This window comes from Pseudomonas paraeruginosa (assembly GCF_003025345.2).
GTDB classification, from domain to species: Bacteria; Pseudomonadota; Gammaproteobacteria; order Pseudomonadales; family Pseudomonadaceae; genus Pseudomonas; species Pseudomonas paraeruginosa.
In genome coordinates this window covers 5,554,652-5,570,722 of record NZ_CP020560.1, presented here as the reverse complement: position 1 = coordinate 5,570,722, position 16,071 = coordinate 5,554,652, and the positions used below count along the sequence as shown (strand labels likewise).

At 66.8% G+C, this 16,071-nt stretch carries 16 protein-coding genes; 5 read left to right on the top strand and 11 right to left on the bottom strand.

Annotated elements, in window-relative coordinates; all coding sequences use genetic code 11:
* Positions 1–257 precede the first annotated feature (257 nt).
* From B7D75_RS26340 to B7D75_RS26320, 5 genes are all read left to right on the top strand, one after another.
* Positions 258–1,835, top strand: coding sequence for a glucan biosynthesis protein G (locus B7D75_RS26340; RefSeq protein WP_012077744.1), 1,578 nt, complete (start codon positions 258–260; stop codon positions 1,833–1,835).
* The gene (gene mdoH, locus B7D75_RS26335; protein WP_012077743.1) at positions 1,828–4,410 is read left to right on the top strand and encodes a glucans biosynthesis glucosyltransferase MdoH; all 2,583 of its coding nucleotides are present in this window, start codon (positions 1,828–1,830) and stop codon (positions 4,408–4,410) included. Before B7D75_RS26340 ends, mdoH begins: the two co-directional genes overlap by 8 nt.
* A 240-nt stretch (positions 4,411–4,650) precedes the next feature.
* Positions 4,651–5,451: a transporter substrate-binding domain-containing protein gene (locus tag B7D75_RS26330; RefSeq protein ID WP_003153866.1), complete on the top strand. Its 801-nt coding sequence runs from the start codon at positions 4,651–4,653 to the stop codon at positions 5,449–5,451.
* 65 nt (positions 5,452–5,516) lie between these two features.
* Positions 5,517–6,479: an amino acid ABC transporter permease gene (locus tag B7D75_RS26325; protein ID WP_003153865.1), complete on the top strand. Its 963-nt coding sequence runs from the start codon at positions 5,517–5,519 to the stop codon at positions 6,477–6,479.
* Entirely contained in the window at positions 6,472–7,206 is a 735-nt protein-coding gene (locus tag B7D75_RS26320) for an amino acid ABC transporter ATP-binding protein (RefSeq protein ID WP_012077741.1), read from the top strand. Before B7D75_RS26325 ends, B7D75_RS26320 begins: the two co-directional genes overlap by 8 nt.
* A 7-nt stretch (positions 7,207–7,213) precedes the next feature.
* Here B7D75_RS26320 and B7D75_RS26315 read toward each other — a convergent pair whose 3' ends face one another.
* From B7D75_RS26315 to ubiE, 11 genes are all read right to left on the bottom strand, one after another.
* A complete protein-coding gene (locus B7D75_RS26315) occupies positions 7,214–7,675 on the bottom strand; it encodes a UPF0158 family protein (protein ID WP_034081767.1) in 462 nt (153 codons plus the stop codon).
* 109 nt (positions 7,676–7,784) lie between these two features.
* Positions 7,785–9,728, bottom strand: coding sequence for a methyl-accepting chemotaxis protein McpK (mcpK, locus tag B7D75_RS26310; RefSeq protein ID WP_107114572.1), 1,944 nt, complete (start codon positions 9,726–9,728; stop codon positions 7,785–7,787).
* 211 nt (positions 9,729–9,939) lie between these two features.
* Positions 9,940–10,647, bottom strand: coding sequence for a 16S rRNA (uracil(1498)-N(3))-methyltransferase (locus B7D75_RS26305; RefSeq protein ID WP_058146487.1), 708 nt, complete (start codon positions 10,645–10,647; stop codon positions 9,940–9,942).
* The gene (gene tatC, locus B7D75_RS26300) at positions 10,644–11,447 is read right to left on the bottom strand and encodes a twin-arginine translocase subunit TatC (protein WP_012077739.1); all 804 of its coding nucleotides are present in this window, start codon (positions 11,445–11,447) and stop codon (positions 10,644–10,646) included. Before tatC ends, B7D75_RS26305 begins: the two co-directional genes overlap by 4 nt.
* The gene (tatB, locus tag B7D75_RS26295) at positions 11,444–11,869 is read right to left on the bottom strand and encodes a Sec-independent protein translocase protein TatB (protein WP_012077738.1); all 426 of its coding nucleotides are present in this window, start codon (positions 11,867–11,869) and stop codon (positions 11,444–11,446) included. Before tatB ends, tatC begins: the two co-directional genes overlap by 4 nt.
* Before the next feature lie 13 nt (positions 11,870–11,882).
* Complete coding sequence (locus B7D75_RS26290) at positions 11,883–12,131, bottom strand: twin-arginine translocase TatA/TatE family subunit (protein WP_003155137.1); 249 nt, start codon at positions 12,129–12,131, stop codon at positions 11,883–11,885.
* A 25-nt stretch (positions 12,132–12,156) separates the two neighbouring features.
* Positions 12,157–12,492, bottom strand: a complete 336-nt coding sequence (locus B7D75_RS26285) for a phosphoribosyl-ATP diphosphatase (RefSeq protein ID WP_003155136.1) — start codon at positions 12,490–12,492, stop codon at positions 12,157–12,159.
* Entirely contained in the window at positions 12,485–12,889 is a 405-nt protein-coding gene (gene hisI, locus B7D75_RS26280; RefSeq protein ID WP_003155134.1) for a phosphoribosyl-AMP cyclohydrolase, read from the bottom strand. The genes B7D75_RS26285 and hisI overlap by 8 nt, the downstream gene beginning before the upstream one ends.
* Positions 12,890–12,971: 82 nt before the next feature.
* The gene (gene ubiB, locus B7D75_RS26275; RefSeq protein ID WP_003155133.1) at positions 12,972–14,573 is read right to left on the bottom strand and encodes a ubiquinone biosynthesis regulatory protein kinase UbiB; all 1,602 of its coding nucleotides are present in this window, start codon (positions 14,571–14,573) and stop codon (positions 12,972–12,974) included.
* Positions 14,570–15,196: a ubiquinone biosynthesis accessory factor UbiJ gene (locus tag B7D75_RS26270; protein WP_107114571.1), complete on the bottom strand. Its 627-nt coding sequence runs from the start codon at positions 15,194–15,196 to the stop codon at positions 14,570–14,572. The genes ubiB and B7D75_RS26270 overlap by 4 nt, the downstream gene beginning before the upstream one ends.
* Positions 15,197–15,210: 14 nt before the next feature.
* Entirely contained in the window at positions 15,211–15,981 is a 771-nt protein-coding gene (ubiE, locus tag B7D75_RS26265; protein ID WP_034081760.1) for a bifunctional demethylmenaquinone methyltransferase/2-methoxy-6-polyprenyl-1,4-benzoquinol methylase UbiE, read from the bottom strand.
* Positions 15,982–16,071 lie beyond the last annotated feature (90 nt).

Here is a 16,071-nt window from a genome sequence, read left to right as displayed (position 1 = left end):
TTCCGCCCGGGCAGGGTCGGAACCTCTGGAGTCGCTAGCCGACGAGCGGCATGCTTCCAGGTTTTCCAGGCCCGGTGCACGTAACGCGAATGACTGGAAACAGGCATTCTTTTGTCAGATCGCGCCAAATCTGGCTATCTATCGGGTTTGGCAGCGAATGTGGCGAAACCATGTTCGACCGGCACCCAGGTGCCGAGGGAGACCCCTGAACGGTCAGGGCGTCTTCAGTAATTCATGTTCACGGACGAGGGGGCCTCGTGATTTTCCGTTCCGTTTCAAACACCGATTTCCGCGCCCGCGTGCGCACCCTGTTGCTGGCCGGCTCGACCGCGCTGGCGTTCGTCGCCGCCCCGGTATGGGCATTCAGCATCGACGACGTGGCGAGCAAGGCCAAGGACCTGGCTGGCGACAAGTATTCCGCGCCGACCAGCAACCTGCCATCGGAATTCAGCGAAATGAAGTTCGCCGACTACCAGCAGATCCGCTTCATCAACGAACGCGCCTACTGGGGCAAGCTGAAGACGCCGTTCAAGCTGAGCTTCTATCACCAGGGCATGCACTTCGACACGCCGGTGAAGATCAACGAGGTGACCGCCACCACGGTCAAGCCGATCAAATACGATCGCACCAAGTTCGATTTCGGATCGCTGAAGTTCGACGAGAATGCCACCAAGGACCTTGGCTACGCCGGCTTCCGCGTGCTCTACCCGATCAACCAGGCCGACAAGCAGGACGAGATCGCCACCTTCCTCGGCGCGAGCTATTTCCGCGTGGTCGGCAAGGGCCAGGTCTACGGCCTGTCCGCGCGCGGCCTGGCGATCGACACCGCATTGCCGTCCGGCGAGGAGTTCCCGCGCTTCCGCGAGTTCTGGATCGAGCGGCCGAAGGCGCAGGACAAGCAACTGGTGATCTATGCCCTGCTCGACTCGCCGCGCGCCACCGGCGCCTACCGCTTCGTCCTGCGTCCGGGCAAGGACGCGGTGATGGATGTGCAGGCCCGCGTGTTCCTCCGCGAGAAAGTCAGCAAGCTGGGCCTGGCGCCGCTGACCAGCATGTACCTGTTCGGCTCCAACCAGCCGTCCGAGCAGCACAACTTCCGTCCCGAGCTGCATGACTCCAGCGGCCTGCAGATCCATGCCGGCAACGGCGAGTGGCTGTGGCGCCCGCTGAACAATCCGAAGCACCTGTCGGTGAGCACCTTCAGTGTCGAGAACCCGAAAGGTTTCGGCCTGCTCCAGCGCGGCCGCGAGTTCTCCCGCTACGAAGACCTGGACGACCGCTACGACCTGCGCCCGAGCGCCTGGATCGAGCCGAAGGGCGACTGGGGCAAGGGCACCGTGGAACTGGTGGAGATCCCGACCCCGGACGAAACCAACGACAATATCGTCGCGTTCTGGAACCCCGAGACCCAGCCCGAGGTCGGAAAGCCGCTGGACTTCGCCTATCGCCTGCACTGGACCATGGATGAAGACGAGCTGCACGACCCGAAGTCCTCCTGGGTCAAGCAGACCATGCGCTCGGTCGGCGACGTGAAGCAGAAGAACCTGATCCGCCAGCAGGACGGCAGCACCGCCCTGGTCGTCGACTTCGAAGGGCCGGCCCTGAAGGACCTGGCGCCGGATGCGCCGGTGACCACCCAGGTCAGCACCGACAGCAACGCCGAAGTGGTGGAGAACAGCCTGCGTTACAACCCGGTCCTGAAAGGCTGGCGCCTGACGCTGCGGATCAAGGTCAAGGATCCGAAAAAGCCGGTGGAAATGCGCGCGGCGCTGGTCGACGAGGCGCAGAAGCCACTGAGCGAAACCTGGAGCTATCAGCTGCCTGCCGATGAATAACCCATCTACCCCGAAAGCGCCGCTGGCCGACTACCTCGCTCATCTTCCCCTGGCGGAAGAGGAGCGGGCCCGGCTCGGCGAGTCCGCTTCCTTCTCCGAGCTGCATGCTCGCCTGGCGGGAGAAGGTGCCGCCAGCGAAGCCGGGGGCGATCCCGCCCTGGCTTCGGTACGCGCCCGCCTGCAACTGGGCAGCCCCGAACTGGACGACGCCGAGATGTTCGGCGTCGACGCCCAGGGCCGCACCTTCCTCAAGATTTCCCCGCCGATCCGCCGCACCAAGGTGATCCCCGAGCCCTGGCGCACCAACATCCTGGTGCGTGGCTGGCGTCGGCTGACCGGCCGCAGCAACCCGCCCAAGCCCAAGCGCGCCCTGCCGCGCGCGCGCTGGCAGCGGGTCGGCTCGCTGCGCCGGTTCATCCTGCTGCTGCTGATGCTGGCGCAGACCTCGGTCGCCACCTACTACATGAAAGGTATCCTGCCGTACCAGGGCTGGGCCTTCGTCGACCTGGAGGAACTTACCCGGCAGAGTCTCCTGGACACCGTCCAGCAGGTCCTGCCCTACGTCATCCAGTTCGGCATCCTGGCGCTCTTCGCGATCCTCTTCTGCTGGGTCTCGGCCGGCTTCTGGACCGCCCTGATGGGTTTCTGGGAGCTGCTCACCGGGCGCGACCGCTACCGCATCTCCGGCAGCAGCGCCGGCAGCGAGCCGATCGCCGCCGACGCGCGCACCGCGATCGTCATGCCGATCTGCAACGAAGACGTGCCGCGGGTGTTCGCCGGCCTGCGGGCGACCGTCGAGTCGATGGCCGCCACCGGCGAGATGGAGCGCTTCGATTTCTTCGTCCTCAGCGACACCAACGATCCCGATATCGCCGTCGCCGAGCAGCAGGCCTGGCTCGAGCTGTGTCGCGAGACCAGGGGCTTCGGCAAGATCTTCTACCGTCGCCGCCGGCGCCGGGTGAAGCGCAAGAGCGGCAACATCGACGACTTCTGCCGGCGCTGGGGCGGCGATTACCGCTACATGGTGGTGATGGACGCCGACAGCGTGATGAGCGGCGACTGCCTGGCCAAGCTGGTGCGGCTGATGGAAGCCAATCCGGAGGCGGGGATCATCCAGACCGCGCCGAAGGCGTCCGGCATGGACACCCTGTATGCGCGCATGCAGCAGTTCGCCACCCGCGTCTACGGCCCGCTGTTCACTGCCGGCCTGCATTTCTGGCAGCTCGGCGAGTCGCACTACTGGGGGCACAACGCGATCATCCGCATGCAGCCCTTCATCGACCATTGCGCCCTGGCGCCGTTGCCGGGCAAGGGCTCGTTCGCCGGCGCAATCCTTTCCCACGACTTCGTCGAGGCCGCGCTGATGCGCCGTGCCGGCTGGGGCGTGTGGATCGCCTACGACCTCGACGGCAGCTACGAAGAACTGCCGCCGAACCTGCTCGACGAACTCAAGCGCGACCGCCGCTGGTGCCACGGCAACCTGATGAACTTCCGCCTGTTCCTGGTCAAGGGCATGCACCCGGTGCACCGCGCGGTGTTCCTCACCGGGGTGATGTCCTACCTGTCGGCGCCGCTGTGGTTCTTCTTCCTCGTGCTTTCCACCGCGCTGCTGGCGGTGCATCAGCTGATGGAGCCGCAGTACTTCCTGGAACCGCGGCAGCTGTTCCCGATCTGGCCGCAGTGGCACCCGGAGAAGGCCATCGCGCTGTTCTCCACCACCCTGACCCTGCTGTTCCTGCCCAAGCTGCTCAGCGTGATGCTGATCTGGGCCAAGGGCGCCAAGGGGTTCGGCGGGGTGATCCGGGTGACCCTGAGCATGCTCCTGGAGATGTTCTTCTCGGTGCTGCTGGCGCCGGTGCGGATGCTCTTCCATACCCGCTTCGTGCTCGCCGCCTTCCTCGGCTGGTCGGTGCAGTGGAACTCGCCGCAGCGCGACGACGACGCCACCCCCTGGAGCGAGGCGATCCGCCGGCATGGCATGCAGACCCTGCTGGGCCTTGCCTGGACCCTGCTGGTGGCCTGGCTCAACCCGCGCTTCCTGTGGTGGCTGTCGCCGATCGTCGGCTCGCTGATGCTGTCGATCCCGGTGTCGGTGATTTCCAGCCGGGTCAAGCTGGGCCTGCGCGCCCGCGACGAAAAGCTGTTCCTGATTCCCGAGGAGTACGACACTCCGCGCGAGCTGCGCGCGACCGACGAATACACCTACGAGAACCGCTGGCATGCGCTCAAGGACGGCTTCCTCAAGGCCGCCGTCGATCCGTTGCTCAACGCCCTGGCCTGTGCCATGGGCACGGCTCGCCACAACCGTGCGCAAGCCATCGAGACGGTGCGCGGCGAGCGTATCGGCAAGGCCATCGAGAAGGGCCCGGAACAGCTCGACGGTGCCACGCGCCTGGCCCTGTTGAGTGACCCGGTAGCACTTTCGCGCCTGCATGCGCAGGTCTGGGAAGAGAACCGCGACGATTGGCTCGGCCGCTGGCGCAAGGCCGAGGCGGACGACCCCCACGCGGCCAGCGTACCGCTGGCCCAGGTAGTGCCCGGCGACGCCGGCCTGCTGCCCGCCGCCCAGTCCTGATCCCATGCCCCCGGTGGAGCGCCGCCGGGGGCATGGTCTGTTTCTTGCCTGTTTTCCCCGCGCGGCGCTGCTGTTACCCTGCGCCGGCAATCCAGAAAGTCTCGTATCGTTCGCCAGCCGAGGTACCATCGGCCGCCTTTTCGCGCAGCCGGTCAGGGCCTGTTGCGCCCGCCCGGGACGGCGACACGACGAGAGCATCCGTTCGACGACTGTGTTTCCAAGACTGCTGGGGAGTGGGGAATGAAAAAGTATCTTGCTTCATTGGTTCTGGGCGTCTGCGCCCTGCTGGGCGTGGCTTCGGTCCAGGCGGCCGGCGCGGTGGAGGACGCGGTCAAGCGCGGCACCCTGCGGGTCGGCATGGACCCGACCTACATGCCGTTCGAGATGACCAACAAGCGTGGCCAGATCATCGGCTTCGAGGTCGACCTGCTCAAGGCCATGGCCAAGTCCATGGGCGTCAAGCTGGAGCTGGTTTCCACCAGCTACGACGGGATCATCCCGGCGCTGCTGACCGGCAAGTTCGACATGATCGGCTCGGGCATGACCCTGACCCAGGAGCGCAACCTGCGCCTGAACTTCTCCGAGCCCTTCATCGTGGTCGGCCAGACCCTGCTGGTGCGCAAGGAGCTGGAAGGCAAGATCAAGTCCTACAAGGACCTGAACGACCCGCAGTACAGCATCACCTCGAAAATCGGCACCACCGGCGAGATCGTCGCCCGCAAGCTGATCAGCAAGGCCAAGTACCACGGCTTCGACAACGAGCCGGAAGCGGTGATGGACGTGGTCAACGGCAAGGCCGACGCCTTCATCTACGACTCGCCCTACAACGTGGTGGCGGTGAGCAAGTTCGGCGCCGGCAAGCTGGTCTACCTCGACCAGCCGTTCACCTACGAGCCGCTGGCCTTCGGCCTGAAGAAAGGCGACTACGACAGCATCAACTTCATCAACAACTTCCTCCATCAGATCCGCGAAGACGGCACCTATCAGCGCATCCACGACAAGTGGTTCAAGAACACCGAGTGGCTGAAGGAAATGGAATGAACCGCTGACGGCCCCCGCGAAGGGGGCCGTCGTACCTGCGCATTCCATCGTTCGAGAGAGTTTCCGTGACCAAGAAGAAACGTTCCGTCTGGCCCTGGCATCTGCTGACCGGGTTGATCCTGCTGGCCCTGGCCTGGGCCCTGTGGTTCTCCACCTCGCTGATTTCCTATGAATGGCGCTGGAACCGCGTCCCGCAGTACTTCGCCTACCAGGCCGAGGAGCCGCTGCGGGCCAGCGAAATCGGCCGGGTCGATGGCATCCAGGAGCAGGGCAGGGACGCGCGCGTCACGCTGCTCGGCGACAGCGGCGAGCAGCAGGTCCTGACCGTTGCGGCGGACAGCCTGCAGTTCGCCGAGGGCGACGACGTGGCCGAGGGCGACGTGGTCGGGGTGACCCGCCACTGGGCCGCCGGTCCGCTGCTATGGGGCCTGTGGACCACCCTCTGGCTGTCGCTGGTGTCCGGCGCGATCGGCCTGGCGATCGGCCTGGTCGCCGGGCTCTGCCGGCTGTCGAAGAACCCGACATTGCACGACCTGTCGACGATCTACGTCGAACTGGTACGCGGCACGCCGCTGCTGGTGCAGATCTTCATCTTCTATTTCTTCATCGGCACGGTGCTCGACCTGTCCCGCGAGTTCGCCGGGGTCGCCGCGCTGGCGCTGTTCACCGGCGCCTACGTGGCCGAGATCATTCGCGCCGGCGTGCAGTCCATCGCCCGCGGGCAGAACGAGGCTGCCCGTTCCCTGGGGCTCAACGCCAGCCAGTCGATGCGCCACGTGATCCTGCCGCAGGCCTTCAAACGCGTGCTGCCGCCGCTGGCCGGGCAGTTCATCAGCCTGGTCAAGGACACCTCGCTGGTCTCGGTGATCGCCATCACCGAACTGACCAAGAGCGGCCGCGAGGCGATCACCACCTCGTTCTCCACCTTCGAGATCTGGTTCTGCGTCGCCGCGCTGTACCTGCTGTTGAACCTGCCCCTTTCGCACATGGCATCCCGACTGGAGCGGAGGCTCGGACAAAGTGATTGAAGTACGCAACCTGCTGAAGGTCTTCGATACCCGCGGCCAGGTGGTGCGCGCGGTGGACGACGTGAGCACGCGCGTGGCCAGGGGCGAGGTGCTGGTGGTGATCGGCCCGTCCGGCTCGGGCAAGTCGACTTTCCTGCGCTGCCTGAACGGCCTGGAGGAATTCGACGAGGGTTCGGTGAGCATCGACGGCGTCGACCTCGCCGACCCGAAGACCGATATCAATGCCTACCGCCGCGAAGTCGGGATGGTCTTCCAGCATTTCAACCTGTTCCCGCACATGACCGTGCTGGAGAACCTCTGCCTGGCCCAGCGCGTGGTGCGCAAGCGTGGCAAGGCCGAGCGCGAGGCGAAGGCGCGGGCGCTGCTGGCCAAGGTCGGCATCGGGCAGAAGGCCGACGAATATCCCTCGCGCCTGTCCGGCGGCCAGCAGCAGCGGGTGGCGATCGCCCGCGCGCTGTGCATGGATCCCAAGGTGATGCTGTTCGACGAACCGACCTCGGCGCTCGATCCGGAAATGGTCGGCGAGGTGCTCGACGTGATGAAGACCCTCGCCGTCGAAGGCATGACCATGGTCTGCGTGACCCACGAAATGGGCTTTGCCCGCGAGGTGGCCGACCGCGTGCTGTTCTTCGACCACGGCAAGCTGCTGGAGGACGCGCCGCCTGCGCAGTTCTTCGACAACCCGCAGGACCCGCGGGCCCAGGCCTTCCTCCGCCAGGTCCTCTAGCGCCGCGCTAGGCGAACGGCTTGCCCGGCGGCGACAGGAGCGACGTCGGGCTCTGTCGCGCGGCCGGCTGGATATCGTTGTCCTCCAGCCAGTCCAGCGCCCATTCGCGCAGGCGCTCGCCCTGGTAGCGATACCAGTCCTGCAGCAGCTCCGGATATTCCATCAGCGAATGCTTGAAGGCCTTGAACGGCTTGCGGCTCTGCAGCGCGTTGGCCAGGGTCGCGTAGGCGTGCGGTTCCTCCACTTCGCGCAGGAAGTCCTGCATCAATCCCAGTGACTGGGTGGTGCTCAGCGGATCGATCAGCAGCAGACGCTCCGGCTCGTTTTCCAGCAGCGCCTCGAGTTCCGGGTCGGGGGCTTCGGCGGAGATCAGCAGCACCTTGCCGCTGTACAGGTCGAGGTAGTGGTCGATTCCCGGGGTATCCAGGGCGAAGGCCAGTTCGTCGATATCGATGGTCATCGGGCGCATGGCGTCATCTCCCAAAAGGCGAAAGCCTGATCCTACGCAAAGGCGCCCCTCCTGTCCGCTTTCGATGGACGGGAGGGGCTGCGGTCGCAGAAAGGATCCTCTCGGGATGTTACAGGCGGAAGCGCCCCACCTGCGCCTGCAGCCGCGTGCCCAGGCGTGCCAGCTCGCCGCTGGCGGCGGCGGTCTGCTCGCTGGCGGCGGCCGACTGCTCGGCGACGTCGCGCACATTGAGCACACTGCGGTTGATCTCCTCGGCCACCGTGCTCTGCTGCTCGGCGGCCGTGGCGATCTGCAGGTTCATGTTCTGGATATCGGAGACGGTGCGGGTGATGCTGTCCAGCGCGACGCCGGCGCGGCGCGCCAGCTCCACCGTGCTGGCGGTGAGCGAGCGGCTGTTCTCCAGGCGATCGGCGGCCTCGCCGGCGCCCTGCTGGAGACGCTGGATCAGGCCCTCGATCTCGGCGGTGGAGTGCTGGGTGCGCTGGGCCAGGCCGCGCACCTCGTCGGCGACCACGGCGAAGCCGCGTCCGGCCTCGCCGGCGCGGGCAGCCTCGATGGCGGCGTTGAGCGCCAGCAGGTTGGTCTGCTCGGCCACCGACTTGATCACGTCGAGGACGCTGCCGATCTGTTCGCTGTCGTTCCTCAGGCGCGCCATGGCTTCGCTGGAGCCGTCCATCTCGGTGGCCAGGCGTTCGATGCGGGTCACCGCCTGGTCGACCACCGCGTCGCCCTGGCGCGCCTCTTCGTCGGCCTGGCGAGCGGCCTGGGAAGCCAGTTCGGCGTTGCGCGCGACGTCTTGCACGGTGGCGGTCATCTCGTGCATGGCGGTGGCGACCTGGTCGGTCTCGACCTTCTGGCTGTTGACCCCGGCTCGGGCCTGCTCGGTGACCGCCGAGAGTTCCTCGGCGGAGCTGGCCAGCTGGCCGACACCGTCGCCGATCTGCCCGACCAGTTCGCGCAAGCTGTCGCCCATGCGCTGCATGACCCGCTGCAACTGGCCCAGTTCGTCGCGACGCTGGAGGGTCAGGGGATTCTGCGGACGCTTGCCGAGGTCGCCGGCGGCGATGGCCTCGGCCAGCGCGAGGGCTTCGTCCAGCGGCCGGACGATCTGCCGGTTGATCGCCCAGCCGGCGACGCAGCCGAAGGCCAGGGCCAGCGCGGCGATCAGCCAGAGGCTGGCGCGGTCGCGGCTGGCGGTGCTTTCGCGCAATTGGCGACCGGCTTCGGTGAGGGTCTGGCCGGCCCGGGCCATATCCTGGGTGCTGCTCTGCATCACCTGCTGCGCCTGGCGCGTGCGAGCGACGCCGGCGCGGAACTGCTCGATGCCGCCACGGTAGTCCTGGAGGCTGCGCATGGCCTGTTCCAGCGCCGCACCGGCCTCCTCCGGCAACTGTCCGCGTAGCGCCGTGCCGGCCTGGCGCAGTGCGTCGAACGCGTCGAACGCGGCCTGCTCGGCCTTGTCGCTGCGCTCGAAGACATAGCCACGCACCTGGTAGCGCACCATGAGCAGTTGTTGGTGCAGGTCGGCTACCGCGCGGCTGCGTTGCAGCGCCTGCGGATCGCCGGCCTGTCGCGCGAGGCTGGCGTCCATCAGTTCTTCCAGGCGGGCGAAGCTGTCCAGCGCCTGTTGCGCGCTGCCCACCAGCACACCGCGGGCGGCGCTGCGCTGCTGGTCGGCGGCGGCGAGGTCGTCGAAGGCCCCGCGGTAGGCCTCGATCGCCTCGGCCTCACGGGCCAGGGCGGCCGGGTCGAGTTCGCTGTCGCGCAGTTGCCGCAGGCGCTCGAGCATGCCGGTGAGTATCCGGCGCAGCCGCTCGGCCTGGCGCGGGTCGCTGCCGGCGTCGAACGCCAGGTGCGCCTGCTCGGCCTGCTGGGCCTGTTCCATGAGCGTGGCCACCTCGGCGAGCTGCTCGCTCAGCGCGGTCTGGTGCGTGAGCGTGCGGTTGCTGCTGACCACCACCAGCAGAAGCAGCGCGAGGAGGACACCGAAACCGAGCATCAGCTTGCGGCTGACGCTCAGCTTGGCCAGTTGGAGAACCCACCAATCGTACATCGTCATTACTCCAGGCAGTGCGACACCCTGGGGTGGCAGCCCCATGGCGTGGCGGAACAGGTAATGGCTCAGCGGCGCGCGCCCTGTGGATGGGCGCGGAGGGACCGGTACATGGCCGGCGGGCGAGGTTTATGGTTGTCGTGCGGAGCCCTGCGCGACAGAGGTTGTCGGCCGTGTAGGAAAAACCTTCAGTTTTTTTGCCAGAGGCGCTTCAGAACAGCCGGGCGAGCAGGGCGGTGACCGCGGTTTCCACGCGCAGGATGCGTTCGCCGAGCTGCACCGGATGCAGACCGGCCTCGCGCAGCTTGTCGACCTCGTAGGGAATCCAGCCGCCCTCCGGGCCGATCGCCAGGGTCACCGGCTTCTCCACCGCGCGCGGACAGGCCGGCCAGGGGCCGGGATGGCCGACCAGGCCTAGGCTGCCGGCGGCCAGGGCCGGCAGGCGGTCTTCGACGAAGGGCTTGAAGCGCTTCTCGACGATGATTTCCGGCAGCACCGTATCGCGGGCCTGCTCCAGGCCGAGGACCAGGTTCTCGCGGATCGCCGACGGGTCGAGGAAGGGGGTCTGCCAGAAGCTCTTTTCCACGCGGTAGCTGTTCAGCAGCACCAGCTTCGGTACGCCCATCGCGGCGATGGTCTGCAACACCCGGCGGAGCATCTTCGGTCGCGGCAAGGCCAGCAGCAGGGTGATCGGCAGCTTGGCCGGCGGCGGCTGGTCGAAGCGTACCTCCAGGGTCGCCTCGCGGGCATCGAGCTGCAGCAGGCGGCCTTCGCCCATCCAGCCGCCGAGGCGGCCGACCCGCAGGGTGTCGCCGTTCTCGGCGCGGTGCACTTCGTGCAGGTGCCTGAGGCGGCGATCGTGCAGGACCGCGCGATCCGCCGAGACGAAGTCGGCATCGTCGAGCAGCAGCAGGTTCACTGGCGGGTGGCCGGGGGCTGGTCGCCGTCGCTGGCCGGTTGGTCGTCCGGATGCTCGCCGCGCTTGCGTACCAGGCGGCCGAACAGCAGGCCGATCTCGAACAGCAGCCACATCGGCACCGCGAGCATGGTCTGGGAGAAGATGTCCGGCGGGGTCAGGACCATGCCGACCACGAAGCAGCCGATGATCACGTACGGGCGGATCTTCTTCAGGTACTCGACGTCGACCACCCCGATCCAGATCAGCAGCACGGTGGCCACCGGGATCTCGAAGGCGACGCCGAAGGCGAAGAACAGGGTCAGGACGAAGTCCAGGTAGCTGTTGATGTCCGTCATCATCGCCACGCCCTCGGGGGTCACGCTGGCGAAGAAGTGGAAGATCATCGGGAACACCAGGAAGTAGGCGAAGGCCATCCCGGCGTAGAACAGGATGATGCTGGACACCAGTAGCGGCAGCGCCACGCGCTTCTCGTGCTTGTACAGGCCGGGGGCGATGAAGCCCCAGACCTGCGCGAGGATCACCGGCATCGCCAGGAACAGCGCCACCACCATGGTCAGCTTGAACGGCGCGAGGAACGGCGAGGCGACGTCGGTGGCGATCATGCTGGTGCCTTCCGGGAGGAAGCGGCGCAGCGGCTCGGAGACCAGGGTGTAGATCTTCTGAGAGAAATAGAACAGGCCGGCGAAGATCAGGAAGATCGCCGCCACGCTGCGCAGCAGGCGGGTGCGCAGTTCGGTCAGGTGCGAGACCAGCGGCATTTCCTGGTCGTGCTCGGGCTGTTCGGGTTTTTCGGCGCTCATGGATTACGCGGCGTCTCGGGCGGTTGCGAGGAAATGGGGGCAGGGGCGGCCGGCGGCGTCGCCGCTGCGTCCGCGGGCGGAGGCGCAGGCGTGCTGGCCGCTGGCGGCGTAGGCACGCCAGGCGCCGGGCTGTCGTTGGCTGGAGGAGGGTTTTCCTGCGGCGGATTCTGGCCGGTCAACGGCGCCAGCAGCTTCTGCGCTTCGCGCTCCATCGAGAGGATGTGCTCGTTGTGCAGTTGCCGACGAATCTCGTCGGCGCCGATTTCCCGTTCCACTTCCTGCTTGATGGTATTGAAACTGCGCTTCAGGCGGCCGATCCACAGGCCGGCGGTACGCGCGGCGCCGGGCAGGCGCTCGGGGCCGAGCACCAGCAGGGCGATCAGCCCGACCAGCAGCAGTTCGCTGAAGCTGATTCCGAACATCGATGGCTACCCGTCAGTCCTTGCGCGCCGGCTCTTCGACCTTCTGGGCCTGGGCGTCGATGGTGTGCGGCTGGTTCAGCGGCTGTGCCGGCTGGGCGGCGGGCTGCTCCTTCTTGTCGTCTTCCTCGGTGTTCACCGCCTTGCGGAAGCCCTTGATCGCCTCGCCGACATCGGAGCCGAGGTTCTTCAGGCGCTTGGTGCCGAACACCAGCACCACCACGATCAGAATGACGATCCAGTGTTTCCAGTCAAAAATGCCCATGTCGTATTCCTCGTATGTGTAGGGTTCAGGCCGATGGTTGGCGGGCGGCTTTCTCGGCGTGGCCGGAAAGGCCGAAGCGGCGCTCCAGTTCGTCCAGCACGGCTTGCGGATGCTGGCCGAGGGCCGAGAGCATCACCAGCGAGTGGAACCAGAGGTCGGCGGTTTCGTAGATCAGCTCCTGGCAGTCGCCGCTGGCGGCGGCGTCCTTGGCGGCGATGATGGTTTCCACCGACTCCTCGCCGACCTTCTCCAGGATCTTGTTCAGTCCCTTGTGGTACAGGCTGGCCACGTAGGAGCTGTCGGGCGCGGCGTTCCTGCGCTCCTCGAGCACCGCCGCCAGGCGGGTCAGGGTGTCACTCATGCTGGTGTCCTGCGTGTTCGTAGATGGCGTCCGGGTCCTTCAGCACCGGATCGACGACCTTCCAGTCGCCATTCTCGTAGACCCGGTAGAAGCAGCTTTCCCGGCCGGTATGGCAGGCGATCCCGCCGACCTGCTCGACCATCAGGATGACCACATCGGCATCGCAATCCAGGCGCAGCTCATGGAGCTTCTGCACGTGTCCGGACTCTTCGCCCTTGCGCCACAGCTTGCCACGCGAGCGCGACCAGTAGATCGCCCGGTTCTCGCTGGCGGTCAGGGCCAGCGCCTCGCGGTTCATCCAGGCCATCATCAGCACGCGCCCGGTCTCGTGATCCTGGGCGATCGCCGGGACCAGGCCGTCGGCGTTCCAGTGAATCTCATCCAGCCAGTCTTTCATGGTCTTTCCACGTTCGTTGCCGGTGCGTTGCCCGCGTTTCCGGCGGAAATAGGGGTAGTGTGCCAGCCGTGGACGCGACTGGCTATCGGCGCAGGATCAGGAACACCCCGCCGGCCAGCATCACCCAGGCCGGCCAGGCTTCCAGCTGCTGGCCGAGGCCGACCTCGGCGGCGCCGACCAGCAGCACCGCGCCGACCAGGCGTCCGAGCCAGTCGTGCCGGGAGCTTTTCCACTCCGGTGGCGGCGCATTGTGGGCGTGCGGTTGTGACAGGCGTTCGAGGGTGTCGCGGGCCATCTGCGACAGGTGCGGCACCTGCTCGACCTGTTGCTGGAAATTGCGCAGCAGCTGTTTCGGGCTGACCCGTTCGCGCATCCAGCGCTCCAGGAACGGCTGGGCGGTGGCCCACAGGTCGAGTTCCGGATACAGCTGGCGGCCGAGGCCTTCGATGTTCAGCAGGGTCTTCTGCAGCAGCACCAGTTGCGGCTGGATCTCCATGTTGAAGCGGCGCGCGGTCTGGAACAGGCGCAGCAGGACCTGGCCGAAGGAGATGTCCTTCAGCGGCTTCTCGAAGATCGGTTCGCAGACGGTACGGATCGCCGCCTCGAAATCGTTGACCTTGGTTTCCGCCGGGACCCAGCCGGAGTCGATATGCAGTTGGGCGACCTTGCGGTAGTCGCGCTTGAAGAAGGCGATCAGGTTGCGCGCCAGGTAGTCCTGGTCCTCGTCGGTGAGGCTGCCGACGATGCCGCAGTCCACCGCGATGTATTGCGGGCTCCAGGGCGCGCGGGTGCTGACGAAGATGTTGCCGGGGTGCATGTCGGCATGGAAGAAGCTGTCGCGGAACACCTGGGTGAAGAAGATCTCTACGCCGCGCTCGGCCAGTGCCTTGAAGTCGGTGCGCTGGTCGCGCAGGGTTTCCAGGTCGGTCACCGGGATGCCGTAGATGCGCTCCATCACCAGCACCTTGGGCCGGCACCAGTCCCAGTAGACCTGCGGCACGTAGAGCAGCGGCGAGCCTTCGAAGTTGCGTCGCAGCTGCGAGGCGTTGGCCGCCTCGCGGAGCAGGTCGAGTTCGTCGACGATGGTCTTCTCGTAGTCGCTGACCACCTCCACCGGGTGCAGGCGCCGCGCTTCGCTGGAGACCCGCTCGGCGAGGCGGGCGAGGATGAACAGCCAGGCGATGTCGGAGCGGATCACCGGTTCCAGGTTCGGCCGGATCACCTTCACCACCACTTCCTCGCCGCTCTTCAGGCGCGCGGCATGGACCTGCGCCACCGAGGCGGAGGCCAGCGGCTCGCGTTCGAAGCGGGCGAAGACCTGCTCGATCTTCGCTCCGAGCTGCTCCTCGATGCGCTTGACCGCCAGCTCCGGCGGGAAGGGCGGCACCTTGTCCTGCAGCCAGGCCAGTTCGTTGGCGATGTCGTCGGGCAGCAGGTCGCGACGGGTCGAGAGAATCTGCCCGAACTTGATGAAGATCGGCCCGAGGTCCTGTAGCGCCAGGCGCAGCCGCGCGCCGCGGGTCAGTTCCAGCTTGCGCCGTGGCAGCCAGCGCCAGGGCAGAGCGGCGCCGAGCAGGCGCAGCCACCAGGGCAGCATCGGCAGTTCGAGGATCAGGTCGTCCAGGCGGTAGCGGACGACGACGCGCTGGATGCGCAGCAGGCGGCGGAAAGCGAGGAGCTTCATGCGTCGGGCTTGGTCTTTTGGCTGAGGCGCTCGACGCGCGCGTCGAGACGATCGAGGGCCAGCTTCAGCTGGTCCAGTTCGGCGAAGCGGGCTTCGGCTTCGTGCTGGCCGACCAGCGTGCGGCTTTCCTCGGCAAGATAGTCGGCCAGGTTCAGGCGCAGGCTGTGCAGGCTCTGCGCGCTCCAGCGCGAAGCGTCGCGCAGGCCGCTGCCGAGCACCTGGGTGGCGAGCGGGCCGAGCCAGCGCGACAGTTCGTACTCCCAGTCCAGCTCCAGGCTCTGCAGGATGCCGGCGAGTTCCAGCAGGGCCGCGCTGTCGCCGTCCATGCTGACTTCCGGGCTGTGCAGGACGCGGGTCTTGTCGCGCGCCAGGGCCAGGTGCAGGAGGTTGCCGGCCGGGGCGCGCAGGGTGCAGTCGACCTCGGCCTCGTGGTGCGCGGAGAAATGCAGGCCGTCGCCGGCTGGCAGGATGAAGACCCGCAGCGCCGGGCTCAGGCAGTCGACCTCGATGACCTTGCCGGCCAGCCGGCGCAGGCGCGGCAGCGCCGTCCCGTCGAGGCGCAGGACGCGATTGATGCCGGTTTCGGCGGCGGCCAGCACGGCCTGGATCAGCAGCGAGCTCATCGGCGCGCCCCCGGTTAAGGCTTGATACCGCGATGCAGGGCGACGATGCCGCCGGTCATGTTGTGGTAGGTCACGCGGTCGAAGCCGGCTTCCACCATCATCGCCTTGAGGGTTTCCTGGTCGGGGTGCATGCGGATCGACTCGGCCAGGTAGCGGTAGCTCTCGGAGTCGTTGGTGACCAGCTTGCCCATCAGTGGCAGCAGGCTGAACGAATAGGCGTCGTAGGCCTTGGACAGCAGGCTGCTGCTCGGCTTGGAGAACTCCAGCACCAGCAGGCGGCCGCCGGGCTTGAGCACGCGCAGCATGGAGCGGATCGCTTCGTCCTTGTGGGTGACGTTGCGCAGGCCGAAGGCGATGGTCACGCAGTCGAAGTGGTTGTCCGGGAAGGGCAGCTTCTCGGCGTCCGCCTGGACGAAGCTGACGTTGCCGGAGACGCCCTTGTCGAGCAGCTTGTCGCGGCCGACCTTGAGCATCGAGGCGTTGATGTCGGCCAGCACCACCTCGCCGCTCGGGCCGACCAGGCGCGAGAACTGCCGGGTCAGGTCGCCGGTGCCGCCGGCGATGTCGAGCACGCGGTTGCCGCTGCGTACGCCGGAGAGTTCGATGGTGAAGCGCTTCCACAGGCGATGGATGCCGCCGGACATCAGGTCGTTCATCAGGTCGTACTTGGCCGCCACCGAGTGGAAGACCTCGGCGACCTTCTTCGCCTTCTGGCTTTCCGGAACGTTCTGGTAGCCGAAGTGGGTGGTGGGCTCGGCGTCGGCGCCTTTGCGGGGATCGTTCATGACGTTCTCACCTGGAAAGAATGCCGGGCATTCTAACAGGATGTGGGGAAAGTGCTGTGCCGCCGTCCGACGGCGCGGGTGCGGTGTTTT

What these genes read in the sequence shown, in the direction of transcription:
- mcpK (WP_107114572.1), bottom strand. Translation starts at nt 9,728, where the DNA reads ATGTACGATTGGTGGGTTCTCCAACTGGCCAAGCTGAGCGTCAGCCGC.
- mdoH (WP_012077743.1), top strand. Translation starts at nt 1,828, where the DNA reads ATGAATAACCCATCTACCCCGAAAGCGCCGCTGGCCGACTACCTCGCT.
- ubiE (WP_034081760.1), bottom strand. Translation starts at nt 15,981, where the DNA reads ATGAACGATCCCCGCAAAGGCGCCGACGCCGAGCCCACCACCCACTTC.
- tatB (WP_012077738.1), bottom strand. Translation starts at nt 11,869, where the DNA reads ATGTTCGGAATCAGCTTCAGCGAACTGCTGCTGGTCGGGCTGATCGCC.
- B7D75_RS26315 (WP_034081767.1), bottom strand. Translation starts at nt 7,675, where the DNA reads ATGCGCCCGATGACCATCGATATCGACGAACTGGCCTTCGCCCTGGAT.
- tatC (WP_012077739.1), bottom strand. Translation starts at nt 11,447, where the DNA reads ATGAGCGCCGAAAAACCCGAACAGCCCGAGCACGACCAGGAAATGCCG.
- hisI (WP_003155134.1), bottom strand. Translation starts at nt 12,889, where the DNA reads ATGAAAGACTGGCTGGATGAGATTCACTGGAACGCCGACGGCCTGGTC.
- B7D75_RS26290 (WP_003155137.1), bottom strand. Translation starts at nt 12,131, where the DNA reads ATGGGCATTTTTGACTGGAAACACTGGATCGTCATTCTGATCGTGGTG.
- B7D75_RS26270 (WP_107114571.1), bottom strand. Translation starts at nt 15,196, where the DNA reads ATGAGCTCGCTGCTGATCCAGGCCGTGCTGGCCGCCGCCGAAACCGGC.
- B7D75_RS26285 (WP_003155136.1), bottom strand. Translation starts at nt 12,492, where the DNA reads ATGAGTGACACCCTGACCCGCCTGGCGGCGGTGCTCGAGGAGCGCAGG.
- B7D75_RS26330 (WP_003153866.1), top strand. Translation starts at nt 4,651, where the DNA reads ATGAAAAAGTATCTTGCTTCATTGGTTCTGGGCGTCTGCGCCCTGCTG.
- ubiB (WP_003155133.1), bottom strand. Translation starts at nt 14,573, where the DNA reads ATGAAGCTCCTCGCTTTCCGCCGCCTGCTGCGCATCCAGCGCGTCGTC.